The following is a 13,410-nucleotide window of genomic DNA, read 5'->3' as shown; positions in this document are numbered from 1 at the left end:
GCATGATCGACGCACACGAACAGGCCGCCGCCGCACTGGCCGTGAGCTGCCACGGCACACCTGCATGGGGCTGGCTCGGCCGGACCATCAGCCGCCCCGGCACCGACGCCGAAAGCCGCTCCGTGTGGCTGCGCCTGGTCGCCGTCCCGGAAGCCAAGGCCCACGGCAAGCTCTGGGACGGCATCAAGGACGCGGCCGAGGCCTTCGGCGACCTCGACGGCAGGCGGCCCGCCCTACTCGGGCTGTACGACTGGATCGACTGCGACACCGCGTACCGCGCGGATCTCGCCCCGCTCCTGACCGAAGCCGTCTGCTCGGCCAGTCCCCTCCCGCGCCAGGACCTCGCGCTGCCCGATCTGTGGTGGACCACCCTCCGCGACACACTCGACACCGTTGCGAAGACCCCCACGGACCGAACCGCCGTACGCCAGGAATGGGCCGACCGCGTCGTGCCTCAACTCATCGGCGTTCCCTCGCCCCGCCTCGACGACGCGGTGACCGTGCACGGCGACATGCATTGGGCAAACCTCACCACCGGCACTCCGATCATCCTGGACTGGGAAGGCTGGGGCCGCGGCCCGGCAGGGTTCGACGCCGCCATGCTCCACGCCTACAGCCTCGTGCACCCCAAAACCGCAGCCCGCGTCCGCCAGGCATTCCCGATCCTCGACAGCCCGGCCGGCCGCGCCGCGGAGATCGTCGTCACGGCATCCCTGCTGCAGAGCATCGACCGCGGCGACCACCCCGACCTTGCACAGCCGCTCCGGCTCCAAGCCGAGCGGCTGCGCACGCCGGCGGCGTAGGGGCCGCGACGGCGTGCCGAAGGCCCATGCCGCGGCTGCGGCATGGGCCTTCACCTCGTGCTGCGATGTGGCGCCCTCGGTCAGCCCTGGCCCGAAGTGAACAGGTCCAAGTCGTGACGGTTGAAGTGGAGGATCATCTCTACGTCGGTCGCTCTCCCGCTGTGCAGTGGCCGATCGGTTCGGCCGGTCATGCCGAAGCAGCCCCGCCACGGCGTTCCGTCCCCGATCCCCCTCCGTCCGCGTGAACGAAATCCCTCAACCAGCGCCGGCCGACAGCTCCGCAGCAGCCCTCCGGTGCGGCACTTGCCCGCAGGTCAGCGTCACGTAGATCGGGAATTTCAGCGAGCGAGCCCGTTCCCAAGTATCGGGAGCCTCATCGACGGCGTGACCGTGCATGAGGCAGATCCGCAGGTGGTAGCGGCCCGTCATGACGATGCGGGTGCCTGCGGAGCCGATATTGGCGGCGCCGGTCTACAGGCTGACCGCTGCCGGAGTCTTCGAGCCGAAGTGGGACGGCTTCCGCGTCCCGCCGACACACCCTGCCGATGGGCCACCGCAGTTGCTGTCCCGGCGGGGCACCCAGCTGCGGGGTCACCGCTGCGGCCTGTCGCGGTGGGGTGAGGGGGCGTTCGGCTGCCTCAGTCGTCCACCACCACGATGCGGCAGGCACGCAGGGTGTCGGCGGGGACCGCCAACCGTCGGCGGCCCGCGTCCCGGTGGGCGAGGAGGGCATCGTCCCAGCCTCCGCCGCGGAGTTGCTCAGGTGAACTGAGGACGTCGTGGTCCGTCCGGCCCGTGCAGGCCAAGTGGCCCGGGTAGCCGTAGGGCAGGCGTTCCGTGCGCCACCCCGGCCATGCGGCTACCAGCCGCTCCTGCGCGGCCGGGGGAACCGCGTCCGCCGTCCAATAGCGCAGACGCCGGGATGCCGTGTCGAGGACCGCGCCCGCGCTTCGGCCGATGGTGGATTCGTCGGGCAGCGGGTACGGGGCTTCGGCCGACAGCGCCGGAACCACCGCCTCGCCGTGGCGGGTGAGCCAGCCGGCGACGTCCCAGTACTCCAGGCGGTAGTCCAGCACCACGTTGTCGGGCCGGACGACACTGACGACCGAGCAGCCGGAATGGAACCAATCCGCGGAAGACTCCGCATACTTCACGGTGATCTCGGACCGCCCGGCGTCCCACCCGACAAACCACTCGTCGCGCGCACACAGGGCGGCGAGCGGGATGTCCGCCGGAGCCGGGTCGTCGGGCGCCACGGCGGGTGCGGCCTGCGGCACGGCGTCGAGAAGCCCCTGTCGGCCTCCCCACGCGTAGCCGACATCCCAGCCCGACCACACCGGGGCCGCCGCGACCCACGCCGCGAAGCTGTCGGCGTGGGCGGCACTGTGCAGGGACATTCCGCATTGAAAGTGGCGCACACGGCGTTCGACCATGTCGATCGCGACGGCCCGGCAGTGCCAGCCGTCGACGAAGTCGGCAGCGCGTCCGTCGTCCGTCGGCATGCCGGTGCGGCGGATCATCTCCAGCATGCCGTCGACGTGCTCCGCACGGCCGAGATCCCACCAGCTGTGCTTCTCCGCGGTGACCAGGCATCTGCCATCCGCATCACGGAGGATGAATGCCGTCCGACAGCTCATCTCGCGAACGCTACGCCACGCCCGGCGGAAGCCGGGACTGCCCCGGGCGCGCTTGCGCCGAGACGGTCGCAGCCGCCGGACCGACCCGGCTCACTCCCGCTCGTCGGCCGCTTCGTCGTCCAGGAGGGCGGCGATTGCCTGCAAGTGGCGCCGCATCCGGTGCTGGGCGAGCGCGGCGTCGCCGCCGACGATGGCCTCCACGATCGCCTCGTGCGCCTCGTGCGAGCGCAGCGCTCCTTCGCGCAGGCCTTCGTCGGACTGTTCGCCCGACTCCCACTCCTGCTGCACCATGTCCTGGTCGAGCTGCGCGAGCACCTCGACGAACAGGGTCAGCGCCGGGTTCCCCGCGAGTTCCGCGATCACGCTGTGCAGGTTGCGGGCATGCCCGAGGGTGACGCCGCGGTCGATCAAGTCCCGTTCGGTGGCCAGCGATTCGGTCAGCCGGGCGATGCCCGGCTCGGTGAGTTTCTCCGCGGCGGCCGTCACGCCCGCGAGTTCGAGGGCCATCCGGGCGTCGAACAGTTGCCGGCGGCTGACCGCCGCGCGGCGCAGATAGACGCGCGCGGCGTCGCGCACGATTCCCGGGTCCGGTTCGGTGACGACGAGGCCACCGCCGGGGCCGCGCCGCATGCGGGCCATCTGGTGGTGCTCGACGAGGCGTACGGCTTCACGGAAGACCGCCCGGCTCACCCCGTACCGCTCGATCAGCTCGCGCTCGGACCCCAGGACGGTGCCGGTGCTCCAGCCCGACGAGACGATGTCCTTCTCGATCCGCGCGGCCACCGTCTCGGCGAGCCGCTGACTGCCTCCCTCCTGCATACGCCGTGCCGCCCTTCCCACGAAAAAGGATACTTATTCAGGGGTTCATCCTAGCGAATCCGGGCCTTTGCTGCCGTTGACCGCAAGATGAGTCGCCTTATCAGGCCTGCAGCCGCAGGGGCTCAGTCCGGCAGGCCTGCGCCGGCGATGCGCAGCGCGAGTTCGCCGTACTCCCACACCACGGCATCCTCGCCGATCTCGCCGTCCTCGCGGAACCACACCGCGACACCCATGCCGAGGTCCAGGATCGCGTACGACGTCAGCCGCGCGGACGCGACCCGGAACCGGCCCGCCTCCACCCCGGCGTTCACCAGTTCGCGGAAGCCCGACTCGTACGCCGCGCGCAGCGCGAGCACGTCGGAGCGGTGCGGCTCCTGAAGGCTGCGCAGCTCGCGGGTGCCGACGAACGCCTCCTTGCGGTGCCGGGCGTGGTAGCGCACGTGCGCCTCGGTGGCCCTGCGCAGCCGTTCGACCGGATCTGCGGTGGTGGCGACGGCGGCGCGGTGCAGTGCGAGCAGGTCGTTCATCGCCCTGGTGATGAGGCCGGCCAGCAGGTCCTGCTTGGAGGCGACGTGCTTGTAGAGGCTGGGGCCGCGGATGCCGACGGCGGCGCCGATGTCCGCCATGGTCGTCGCCTCGTAGCCCTGCCGGGTGAACAGGTCGAGCGCGGCGGCGCGGATGTCGTCGGACCGCGGCGAACCGGACACGGATTGCCCTGCCTTTCCGGAAGCTATTTCTTGCTAGCTCAAGCATCGTGTTGGCCATCTCATAATATCCCGCCGCCTTGCGGTGCCTCCTGTTATGTTCGGCTAATACCCGTTAGCCGACGTGTCAGCGTGGAGGGTTCCATGGCAGTCGATCTCACCCCCGGTCCGGTCGCGGCCGAACTGGCGCGGCGCACCGCGCGGTTCGTCCGGGACACCGTCGTCCCCGTCGAGGAGGCGAACGGCGGCGTGCTTCGCTCCGACGACGAGCGGTGCGAACTCCAGGCGGCCGCCCGCGCCGCGGGGGTCTTCGCCCCACACGTCGCCTCGGAGTTCGGCGGCCACGGGCTGGACATGCGGGACCGCGCCTTCGTGTTCGAGGCGGCCGGCTACTCGCTGCTCGGCCCTCTCGCGCTGAACTGCGCCGCGCCCGACGAAGGCAACATGCACATGCTGGAGGCCGTCGCGACTCCCGCGCAGAAGGAGCAGTACCTGCGTCCGCTCGCGACGGGCGAGACGCGTTCGTGCTTCGCGATGACCGAACCGGCCCCGGGCGCGGGCTCGGACGCCTCCGCGCTCGCCACGAAGGCCACGCGGGTGCCGGGGGGTTGGCGTATCGACGGACACAAGTGGTTCATCACCGGCGCGGACGGTGCGGGCTTCGCGATCGTGATGGCGCGGACGTCGGGGGCGCCGGGCGAGGCGGGCGGGGCGACGATGTTCCTCGTCGACGCGGGCAACCCGGGCATGAAGATCGTCCGGCACATCGAGACACTGGACGAAAGCCTCTTCGGAGGCCACGCCGAGATGGTGTTCGACAACTGCGTCGTGCCGGACGACGCGGTACTCGGCGAGGTCGACGAGGGCTTCGCGTACGCGCGCGTCCGCCTCGGCCCGGCCAGGGCCACGCACTGCATGCGGTGGCTCGGCATCGCCCGGCGGGCCCAGGACATCGCGGTCCGGCGCGCCTCCACCCGCGAACTGTTCGGCTCCCGGCTCGCCGAGCTGGGCATGGCGCAGCAGATGATCGCGGACAACGAGATCGACATCGCCGCCGCACACGGCCTGATCCTCCAGGCGTGCGCGGACCTCGACCTGGGCGGCCCGTCCGGGCATTCGACGTCGATCGCGAAGACGTTCTGCGCGGAGGCGGTCTGGCGGGTCGTCGACCGGTCGCTGCAGATCTGCGGCGCGCTCGGGGTGTCCGGCGACGTGCTGCTCGGGCGGTTCCTGCGCGAGGTAAGGCCGTTCCGGATCTACGACGGGCCGTCCGAGACGCACCGGTGGACGATCGCCCGCCGCGTGGTGCGCCGGCTGGATGCGGAGGACGCCCGATGAGCGGGGCGGTCACGGTCGACGGACTGGACCTGCCGGCCCTGGAACGGTTCTTCGCCGACCACGTGCCGGAGTTCGACGGCGGCCTGCGGGCCGAGCTGATGCACGGCGGGCGGTCGAACCTGACGTACCGGCTCACCGACGGGCACCGGACGTGGGTGCTGCGGCGCCCGCCGCTGGGCGGGGTCACGCCGTCGGCGCACGACATGGCCCGCGAGTACCGGGTCGTCGACGCGCTCGCGGGCAGCGCGGTGCCCGTGGCGCGTGCGGTGGTGTTCGGGCCGGCGGAGGTGCTGGGGGTTCCGTTCGCGGTGTTCGACCACGTCGCGGGCGCGGTGATCAGGACCCCCGAAGACCTTCATGCGCTGCCCGACGCGCGCATCGCCGATTGCGCGTTCGCGCTGGTGGACACGCTGGCCGGCCTGCACGCCGTCTCCCCCGACGCGGTCGGCTTGGCCGGCTTCGGCCGGGCGGAGGGGTACCTGTCCCGGCAGATCCGCCGCTGGCACGACCAGTGGCAGCGGGTCCGTACCCGCGAACTCCCCGACGTCGACAAGCTGCACGCGCGGCTGGCGGAGGCGTGCCCGGCGGAGAGCGGCGCGTCGATCGTGCACGGCGACTTCCGCATCGACAACGCGATCCTGGCCGCGGACGACCCGTCGGACATACGCGCCGTCGTCGACTGGGAGATGGCCACTCTCGGCGACCCGTTGGCCGACCTCGGCCTGCATCTGGCCTACGCCAACCCGGCCTTCGCCCCGGTCCTGGCCGATGCGGCGGCGTCGACGAGCCCGCGATTGCCGTCGCCGGACCGACTGGCCGATCGCTACGCGGCCACGAGCGGCCGCGACGTCCGCGACCTGGGGTTCTACACCGCGCTGGGCCTGTTCAAGGTCGCGGTCATCGCCGAAGGGATCCACGCCCGCCACCGACAGGGGCTGACCCGCGGCACCGGGTTCGGTTCGGTGGGCAGTGCGGTGGAGCCGCTGACGGCAGCCGGGTTGCGAGTCCTGGGAGGCAACGCATGACCATCCTCGACACCTTCCGTCTGACCGACCGCGTAGCCATCGTCACCGGCGCCTCCTCCGGCCTGGGCGTCGTCTTCGCCCGCGCTCTCGCCGAAGCCGGCGCCGATGTGGTGCTCGCGGCACGGCGTACCGACCGCCTCGCGGAGGCCGCCGCATCGGTCGAGGAGGCCGGACGTCGGGCCTTGTGCGTCGGCACGGACGTTTCCTCACCCGAGCAGTGCCGTGAACTCGCCGCCGCGGCAGCCGACTTCGGCCCGGTCCGGGTCCTCGTCAACAACGCCGGCGTCGGCACTGCGGTCCCCGCCGCCCGGGAGACTCCCGAGCAGTTCCGGGCCGTTCTGGACGTCAACCTCTCCGGCGCCTACTGGATGGCCCAAGCCGCCGCCGACGTCATGCCCGAAGGCGGGTCGATCGTCAACATCTCCAGCGTGCTCGGGCTCGTCACCGCGGGTCTTCCGCAGGCCGCCTATTCGGCGTCCAAAGCCGGGCTGCTCGGGCTGACGCGCGACTTGGCCGCGCAGTGGAGCACGCGCCGCGGAATCCGGGTCAACGCGATCGCGCCGGGGTTCTTCGCGTCCGAGATGACCGACCAGTACAAGGACGGCTATCTGGAGGGCCAGATCGCCCGGCTCCCCATCCCCCGCCTGGGCGACGCGCGCGAACTCGCCGCCGCCGTGGTGTTCCTGGCGTCCGACGCCGCCGGCTACACGACCGGCACGACGCTGACGGTGGACGGGGGGCTGACGATCTCCTGAGGTTGGGTGGAGCGGGGGTGGGCTGGGGCGGGGCCGCGGTGGGTGCGGGGCCGAGGCCGCGGCGGGGCTCGCCAAGGCTCGATAGTTATGCGCATAATAGTTATGCGCATAACCAAGAGCGAGGAGCCCCGCCATGCCCATCACCCGCGCCGACGACACCGCCGGCTTCGAGCCCAGCGCTCTCGACTGGGTCCGCGACCACGTCGCTCGGATCATCGACACCGGCACCACCGACGGCGTGACGATCCAGGGCCTGCCGACCGTGCTCATGACGTACCGCGGAGCCAAGACCGGCAAGCTTCGCAAGACGCCGGTCATGCGCGTCGAACACGACGGCCGGTACGCCGCGGTCGCCTCGAAGGGCGGCATGCCGGAGAACCCCCACTGGTACGCCTCCGTGGCCGCGGAGCCCGTCGTCGAGCTGCAGGACGGCACGGTCACGCGCACGTACCGCGCCCACGAGGCGTCCGGCGCGGAGAAGGAACTGTGGTGGGCGCGCGCGGTCGAGGCGTACCCGGACTACGCCGTGTACCAGCGCAACACCGACCGGCAGATCCCGCTGTTCGTCCTGGAGCCGACGGAACCGGTCGAGGCGGTCGAGGCGGTCGAGGCGGTCGAGGCGGTCGAGCCCAAGGTCTCTTGACTCGGTCACACACCCGTGCCACCCTCCGGAGACATCAGGAATTTCCTTAACTTCCGGAGGCCGGCACTGTGTCCCCTGCGTCCCCCACCATCACGCCGATGCCGCAGGCGCTCGGCGCCGTCGTCACCGGACTGCCCGAGACGTTCGACGGCGCCGTCGCCGCGCAGCTCAACGACGCGTGGATGCGGCACCAAGTCCTGTTCTTCCCGCAGGCCCACCTGGACGACGAGCGGCTGATCGCCCTCGGCTCCCTCTTCGGCAACCTCGCGGCCACCAGTCCCGGCCGCGCCGACGACCACCGGCAGCAGACCGTGCTCGGCGCGCACGGCGAGATCCTCGAGATCGACGCCGACAAGGAACGCGCCAACGCCTGGCACACCGACGTCACCTGGGCCGAAACTCCGCCCACCGGCGCGCTGTTGTCGATGCGCACCTGCCCGGAACGCGGCGGCGACACCATGTGGCTCGACCAGTACCGCGCCTACGAGACGCTGTCCGAGCCGGTCCGCACCCTCGTCGACGGCCTGCGCGCCGTGCACGGCCGTCCGCCGTCCACCGGCGAGCACACCCACCCGGCCGTCATCACCCACCCGGTGACCGGACGCCGCGCTCTGTTCGTCAACCGCGGCTGGACCACCCGCTTCGAAGGCATGTCCTCGATCGAAAGCACCGGACTGCTCCGCATGCTGTGCGACCACGCCGAACGCCCGGAGAACACCGTGCGGTGGACGTGGACGCCCGGCGACGCCGCCCTGTGGGACAACCGCTGCACGCAGCACTACGCCGTCAACGACTACGGCACCGCCAAGCGCGTCCTGCACCGCGTCACGATCTTCGCGCCCGCCGCGTGACCGCCGACTCGCGCGTCGCCCCGGGTACGCCCACCCGCACCCGGCAGCCCCGGGCCGACGCCGCCGACACCCGCGAGGCGCTGCTGAGCAGCGGCGCCCGGCTGATCGCCCGGCACGGCCTCGGCGTCCCGGTGACGCAGATCCAGGACGCCGCCGCCCAACGCAACAAGTCCGCGGTGCGCTACCACTTCGGCTCCGTCCTCGAACTCGCCCTGGCGGTCACCGCACGCCACGGCCAACAGGTCGACGCCCGCCGAGCCGTGGCCCTCGACGTGTTCCACGAACGCTACGCACCCCCCGGCACCGACGACGGCCGCCCGCACGCCGAACTGGCCGTCATCGTCGACCTCCTCGTCAGCCCCGCGGCCGAGGAACTGCACACCGCACAAGGCCGCGACTACCTGCGCCTGCTCCCGCAGGTGTCCCACCTGGCCCAAGTCCGCTCGGGCGCGCCCGCGGCCCCGCCCGCCGTCGTGCGCACCTTGGCCTTGCTCCGGGACCACCTCGACCGCTCCGGCGTGTCCGACATCGACGAACGCCTCGCCCTCGCCGTCCAGATGCATGCCGCGGTGATGGCCGACCGGGCCCGGCGGATCGACGAGGGCGCGGACGGCGAACCGGCCGCCGAAGTCCACGGCGGGGAGAGGAAGATCGCACCCGATCACGACGGCTTCGTGCGGTTGGTGACGGGGATGCTCGCGCGGGCGCTGGGGGCGGGCTGAGGCCTGAGGGCTCTTTGGCGGACGGCCGGTCCCGTGGCGTCGTCAGCACGACCAACGCGTTACGTAGTCAGTACGACCAATGCCCCGGCGATCAGCCAGCCCCAGCGCAGCAGGGCGAGCGGCGGCCGTCCGTGCGTGATCCCGCCGAGCAGCAGGAATCCGCACAGCCACACCACCGCCGCGCCGCCCGCACCGGCAACTCCGAGGAGCACCAGCAGAACCACGTAGCCGACCGCGGCAAGCACCAGCATCGGGATGGTCATCGCCAGGTACTCGCCGAGGCCCGGCTCTCGGCGCACGTACTGGAAACGTGCGGTCGGACGCCGCATGTCGGTTCCCCTTTCCGGTTCGCCCCCTCACGATCGACTGCCCCGCTTCGCACGGAACACGCGTCGGCGGCGTTCGGACCGCGCACAAATCCGCGGCGACCGGACAGCGGGCGCTTCACACTTCCCGTCGGTGGCGCGGGCTTGGCTAGGGTGATCGCCGTGACGGGGACCGCGGGGCTGTTGATCGGCGGACGGTACCGGCTGGTCGAGCCGGTGGGCCAAGGCGGCATGGGCCGGGTGTGGCGCGGCCACGACGACGTCCTGGACCGCGATGTGGCGGTCAAGGAAGTCCTGTTCCCCGCGGGTCTGTCGGACGAGATGCGCAACCGGCTGACCGCCCGCACCACGCGTGAGGCGAAAGCCACCGCACGGCTCCAGCACCCCGGCATCGTCACGGTGTTCGACGTGGCCGAGCACGACGGAGCGCCGTGGATCGTCATGGAACTGGTCCGCGGCCGCTCGCTCGCCGCGCACCTCGCCGAGCAGGGCCCGGTCGACTGGCGGCGAGCCGCGGTGATCGGCGCCGACCTGGCCGACGCGCTCGCCCACGCCCACACGGCCGGGGTGGTGCACCGCGATCTGAAGCCGGACAACGTGCTGATGGCCGGCGGCCGTGTCCTCCTCACCGACTTCGGCATCGCCCGGGTCCTCGACGACGTCGGCCAACTCACCAGCACGCACGCGGTGATCGGCACGCCGCACTACATGTCCCCGGAGCAACTCGAAGGCCGACCGGTCGAACCGGCCACCGACCTGTGGGCCTTGGGCGCCACGCTGTTCACGGCCGTGGAAGGCCGGCCGCCCTTCGACGGCCCGACGTTGACCGCCGTCCTCACCGCCGTCCTGACGGCCCCCCTGCCCGAGGCTCCGCATGCCGGGCCGCTGGCTGAGGTCTTGGTGGCGCTGATGGCCAAGGAGGCGCGGCAACGGCCGGATGCCGAGGAGTCGTTGAGGCTGCTCCGCGGACTGCCGGACGCGGCGGGGCGCCCCGCCTCGAACGCGGCGAGTGCCACGACCGGTGCGGCGACGACGCCCGCCGCGCGCCGCGCGCCGCGCACCACCCCCGGCGCCGCCCCGGCCCGAGCCGCCGTGACGGTCCCCAACCCACGAGCCACGCCCACGCTCCCTTCTGCGCCTCCTCCACCGCATCCCACCGAGCCGGCACCCGGCACCCCTTCGGCTTCGCCCGGACGCGCGCCGTCCCGACGCACGGTCCTCATCGGCGGCGGTGCGGCCCTGGCCGCGGCCGCAGGCGGCCTTGTCCTCGATCGGTGCGCGGGCGGCGCAACCAAGGACACATCGTTGTTCCGGCTGACCGCGAACAGCGACCCCGTCCTGTCCGTCGCGTTCAGCCCCGACGGGCGCACACTCGCGACCGCGGGCGGCGTGTTCCACACCACCGCGGGCGCGGACTACGCGATCCGGCTGTGGGACCTCGCAAGCCGTTCCGTGGCCGCCACTCTGACCGGACACGGCGACCAAGTACAGTCGGCCGTCTTCAGCCCGGACGGCAAGCTCGTCGCAAGCGTCGACGTCGGCACGCAGGTGCGGTTGTGGGACGTCGCCACGCGCTCGCTCTTCGCCACCCTCGATCTCAAATTCGACAACGTCTGCTCGCTGGCGTTCAGCCCCGACGGCACGCTCCTGGCCGGCGCCAACGGCTACCGGCTCCAACTCTGGAGCGTGATCACCCGAGAGCCGGTCGACAGCTTGTCGGGAGCGGACCACAACAACGAGCTGTACTCGGTGGCGTTCAGCCCGGACGGCAAGCTCGTGGCCTCCGGCGGCGCGGACTGCAGCGTGCGCGTGTGGCATGTCGGCACACGCGAACAGGTCGCCCTCCTCACCGAGCCCACCCGCAGCGTGTCCGAGTTGGCCTTCAGCCCCGACGGCAGGTTCTTGGCCGCAGGCTGCGGCGATGCCACCCGGCTGTGGGACGTCGGCACCTGGACAATCACGGCCACGCTCGCGCACAAGTGGACCGCGTCGGTGGCCTTCACCCCTGACAGCACCGTGCTGGTCACCGGCGGCGACGACGGCAACGTGGTGCTGTGGGACGTCCCTTCCGGCCGACGCGTCGCCACGCTGACCGGGCACACCGACGACGTGCGCGCGGTCGCCGTCAGCCCTGACGGCACCCTCATAGCCAGTGGTGGCCTCGACGGAACGACGCGGATGTGGAACCGGGTCCGATGACCGGGGCGGCGACACACCGCCCACCCCGGTCTCACGTATGCATGCTCTGCCCCGGCGGTCCTTCCCCCGTCAGCCGGGCAAAGACCACCACATTGCCCGTGTAGCCCTGCTTCTTGTCGTACTTGCCGCCGCACGTCAGGATGCGGAGTTCGGCGAAACCCGTGCCGCCGTAGACCCGTTCGACGGGGAAGTCGGCTTTCTTGAAGACCTGGATCCCGTACACCGTGAACACCGCGGTGCTGCCGTCCTGGCGGGCGACCCGGATCGTGGTGCCCTTGTGCAGCGTCGCGATGTCGTAGAACACCGCCCGGCCGCCCTTCGCGTCGACGTGGCCGACCACGACGGCCGTGCCGAGCGCCCCCGGGGTCGGCGAACCCGTGTACCAGGCCGCCAAGTTCGCGTTGTCCGGCGGCGGCGCGGCGACCGTGCCGTCGGCCGTGAGGCCCACCGTCCCGACCGGCGCCTCGACGCGCACCATCGGGATGCTGATCCGCGTCGGCGGCGATGCCGCCATCGGCGGAGCGGGCCGCATCTCGCCGGCCGCACTCGCCGGGGCCATCGGCGCCGCGCTGTCCGGGCCGGGCGGCCGTACGCCGGTGCTCGGCGCGGGCGGACCGCCGTGCGCGGTGAACCCGTCGACGGCCAGGCTGCCCCCGAAGCACACGGTCACCAGGACGAGCCCCACCACGGCGAGTCGGCCGCGGCGGGTGAGCCTCAGCCCGTTCCGGCGCCCGCGGCGCGTGAGCCGAACGCGGTCGGGCCGCCCGCGGCGCGGCGAAGGCCGCCGCCGCGCCCGGGTCACGGGGCGCGCCGGCGGCCTTCCCGGGCGCGGACGGCGCGGGGCCGATCCAGGCGTCACTACGCGGTGTTCCTCGTCAGCCGTCGCTGCGCCGCCCGCGCCGCAGCAGCCAGACGCCGCCGCCGAGCGCGGCCGCCGCGATCGCCACGCCACCGACCGCCTTCACCGGGTCCGAGCCCGAGACGGTGCTGCCCACACCGGTGTCGGCGCCGCCCGCGGGCACGACGTTGCCGAAGACGTCGGTGTTGGTCGGCGTGTTCGGCGGCGGGGTCACACACGAGACCTTGAAAACCTTGTGCTTGCCGGCGCCGTTCTCGCCTTCGAACGTCCAGGTGAGCTTGTACTGCCCGTTGGGCAGCGACAGCGCGGCGGTGTGGCCGGTGCCGTCGAGCAGCGTGATGGTGCCTTCGAGGTGCCCGGTGCCGCTGTTGGCGGGCTGCGGGTCGATCGTCCAGCCGACCTGCTGGAGCGTGTCGAAATTGAACGCATCCAGGTAGAAGCGGCAGACCTTGGGTTCGTTCCGTTCGTCGTCCACCGGCGTGGTCGTCGCGTGGATCTTGACGTCGCCGTTGTCCCCGGGCGCCGCCGAGGCAACCGCCGGGAACAGCACGACCGGAGCGAAGGCGGCAGCACCCACGACCGCGGCGGCCAGCCGTCTGCGGCGGATCGCGCGGGCGTGTCGGGGACGTCGCGGACGTCGGGGCTCTCGGGGACGGATGTCGGTGATCACGTGGTGCTCCTGTCGGCGGGCCCCCGGCTTGGTCATACAGGCCGACTATCCGATTCACG

14 protein-coding genes are annotated in these 13,410 nt (G+C 72.1%); 8 read left to right on the top strand and 6 right to left on the bottom strand.

All coding sequences use genetic code 11. The annotated features are described in order from the left end of the window. Window positions 1–2: 2 nt before the first annotated feature. Window positions 3–803 (top strand): phosphotransferase, encoded by an 801-nt coding sequence (locus tag ACPA54_RS17990; RefSeq protein ID WP_423530922.1) that lies wholly within the window; start codon window positions 3–5, stop codon window positions 801–803. Window positions 804–1,441: 638 nt separating this feature from the next. On the opposite strand, the gene ACPA54_RS17985 is transcribed toward ACPA54_RS17990, so the two are convergent. The 3 genes from ACPA54_RS17985 to ACPA54_RS17975 form a co-directional block, all read right to left on the bottom strand. Next, window positions 1,442–2,440 carry a hypothetical protein gene (locus ACPA54_RS17985; RefSeq protein WP_423530920.1) on the bottom strand — a complete coding sequence of 333 codons (999 nt, stop codon included), beginning with the start codon at window positions 2,438–2,440 and terminating at the stop codon, window positions 1,442–1,444. Between the two features lie 90 nt (window positions 2,441–2,530). Further along, entirely contained in the window at window positions 2,531–3,259 is a 729-nt protein-coding gene (locus ACPA54_RS17980) for a FadR/GntR family transcriptional regulator (RefSeq protein WP_423530918.1), read from the bottom strand. A 122-nt stretch (window positions 3,260–3,381) separates the two neighbouring features. Further along, window positions 3,382–3,966: a TetR/AcrR family transcriptional regulator gene (locus ACPA54_RS17975; protein ID WP_423530916.1), complete on the bottom strand. Its 585-nt coding sequence runs from the start codon at window positions 3,964–3,966 to the stop codon at window positions 3,382–3,384. 141 nt (window positions 3,967–4,107) lie between these two features. Here ACPA54_RS17975 and ACPA54_RS17970 point away from each other — a divergent pair, with 141 nt between their 5' ends. From ACPA54_RS17970 to ACPA54_RS17945, 6 genes are all read left to right on the top strand, one after another. Continuing rightward, window positions 4,108–5,301: an acyl-CoA dehydrogenase family protein gene (locus ACPA54_RS17970; protein ID WP_423530914.1), complete on the top strand. Its 1,194-nt coding sequence runs from the start codon at window positions 4,108–4,110 to the stop codon at window positions 5,299–5,301. Next, window positions 5,298–6,326, top strand: coding sequence for a phosphotransferase family protein (locus ACPA54_RS17965; RefSeq protein ID WP_423530912.1), 1,029 nt, complete (start codon window positions 5,298–5,300; stop codon window positions 6,324–6,326). Before ACPA54_RS17970 ends, ACPA54_RS17965 begins: the two co-directional genes overlap by 4 nt. Next, window positions 6,323–7,081 carry an SDR family NAD(P)-dependent oxidoreductase gene (locus ACPA54_RS17960; RefSeq protein WP_423530911.1) on the top strand — a complete coding sequence of 253 codons (759 nt, stop codon included), beginning with the start codon at window positions 6,323–6,325 and terminating at the stop codon, window positions 7,079–7,081. The genes ACPA54_RS17965 and ACPA54_RS17960 overlap by 4 nt, the downstream gene beginning before the upstream one ends. A gap of 133 nt (window positions 7,082–7,214) precedes the next feature. Continuing rightward, window positions 7,215–7,724 carry a nitroreductase family deazaflavin-dependent oxidoreductase gene (locus ACPA54_RS17955; RefSeq protein ID WP_423530909.1) on the top strand — a complete coding sequence of 170 codons (510 nt, stop codon included), beginning with the start codon at window positions 7,215–7,217 and terminating at the stop codon, window positions 7,722–7,724. Between the two features lie 98 nt (window positions 7,725–7,822). Further along, on the top strand, window positions 7,823–8,575 hold the full coding sequence (locus tag ACPA54_RS17950; protein ID WP_423530908.1) for a TauD/TfdA dioxygenase family protein: 753 nt from the start codon (window positions 7,823–7,825) through the stop codon (window positions 8,573–8,575). Further along, window positions 8,572–9,297 (top strand): hypothetical protein, encoded by a 726-nt coding sequence (locus ACPA54_RS17945; protein ID WP_423530906.1) that lies wholly within the window; start codon window positions 8,572–8,574, stop codon window positions 9,295–9,297. Before ACPA54_RS17950 ends, ACPA54_RS17945 begins: the two co-directional genes overlap by 4 nt. A 59-nt stretch (window positions 9,298–9,356) precedes the next feature. Here ACPA54_RS17945 and ACPA54_RS17940 read toward each other — a convergent pair whose 3' ends face one another. Next, a complete protein-coding gene (locus tag ACPA54_RS17940; protein ID WP_423530904.1) occupies window positions 9,357–9,626 on the bottom strand; it encodes a hypothetical protein in 270 nt (89 codons plus the stop codon). A gap of 159 nt (window positions 9,627–9,785) precedes the next feature. Between ACPA54_RS17940 and ACPA54_RS17935 the strand changes: the two genes are divergently transcribed. Further along, window positions 9,786–11,822: a WD40 repeat domain-containing serine/threonine protein kinase gene (locus ACPA54_RS17935; protein ID WP_423530902.1), complete on the top strand. Its 2,037-nt coding sequence runs from the start codon at window positions 9,786–9,788 to the stop codon at window positions 11,820–11,822. 31 nt (window positions 11,823–11,853) lie between these two features. On the opposite strand, the gene ACPA54_RS17930 is transcribed toward ACPA54_RS17935, so the two are convergent. Together ACPA54_RS17930 and ACPA54_RS17925 are read right to left on the bottom strand one after the other, a co-directional pair. Continuing rightward, a complete protein-coding gene (locus ACPA54_RS17930) occupies window positions 11,854–12,507 on the bottom strand; it encodes a class F sortase (protein ID WP_423530900.1) in 654 nt (217 codons plus the stop codon). 190 nt (window positions 12,508–12,697) lie between these two features. Beyond that, entirely contained in the window at window positions 12,698–13,387 is a 690-nt protein-coding gene (locus ACPA54_RS17925; RefSeq protein WP_423530898.1) for a hypothetical protein, read from the bottom strand. Between the last annotated feature and the right edge of the window lie 23 nt (window positions 13,388–13,410).

Origin of the sequence: Uniformispora flossi (assembly GCF_049534875.1) — a bacterium.
Lineage (GTDB): Bacteria > Actinomycetota > Actinomycetes > Streptomycetales > Streptomycetaceae > Yinghuangia > Yinghuangia aomiensis.
The sequence above is the reverse complement of the archived record's forward strand: the minus strand, read 5'-3'. Positions and strand labels throughout refer to the sequence as shown.

What these genes read in the sequence shown, in the direction of transcription:
- ACPA54_RS17970 (WP_423530914.1), top strand. Translation starts at nt 4,108, where the DNA reads ATGGCAGTCGATCTCACCCCCGGTCCGGTCGCGGCCGAACTGGCGCGG.
- ACPA54_RS17940 (WP_423530904.1), bottom strand. Translation starts at nt 9,626, where the DNA reads ATGCGGCGTCCGACCGCACGTTTCCAGTACGTGCGCCGAGAGCCGGGC.
- ACPA54_RS17965 (WP_423530912.1), top strand. Translation starts at nt 5,298, where the DNA reads ATGAGCGGGGCGGTCACGGTCGACGGACTGGACCTGCCGGCCCTGGAA.
- ACPA54_RS17955 (WP_423530909.1), top strand. Translation starts at nt 7,215, where the DNA reads ATGCCCATCACCCGCGCCGACGACACCGCCGGCTTCGAGCCCAGCGCT.
- ACPA54_RS17990 (WP_423530922.1), top strand. Translation starts at nt 3, where the DNA reads ATGATCGACGCACACGAACAGGCCGCCGCCGCACTGGCCGTGAGCTGC.
- ACPA54_RS17980 (WP_423530918.1), bottom strand. Translation starts at nt 3,259, where the DNA reads ATGCAGGAGGGAGGCAGTCAGCGGCTCGCCGAGACGGTGGCCGCGCGG.
- ACPA54_RS17960 (WP_423530911.1), top strand. Translation starts at nt 6,323, where the DNA reads ATGACCATCCTCGACACCTTCCGTCTGACCGACCGCGTAGCCATCGTC.
- ACPA54_RS17950 (WP_423530908.1), top strand. Translation starts at nt 7,823, where the DNA reads ATGCCGCAGGCGCTCGGCGCCGTCGTCACCGGACTGCCCGAGACGTTC.
- ACPA54_RS17985 (WP_423530920.1), bottom strand. Translation starts at nt 2,440, where the DNA reads ATGAGCTGTCGGACGGCATTCATCCTCCGTGATGCGGATGGCAGATGC.
- ACPA54_RS17925 (WP_423530898.1), bottom strand. Translation starts at nt 13,387, where the DNA reads ATGACCAAGCCGGGGGCCCGCCGACAGGAGCACCACGTGATCACCGAC.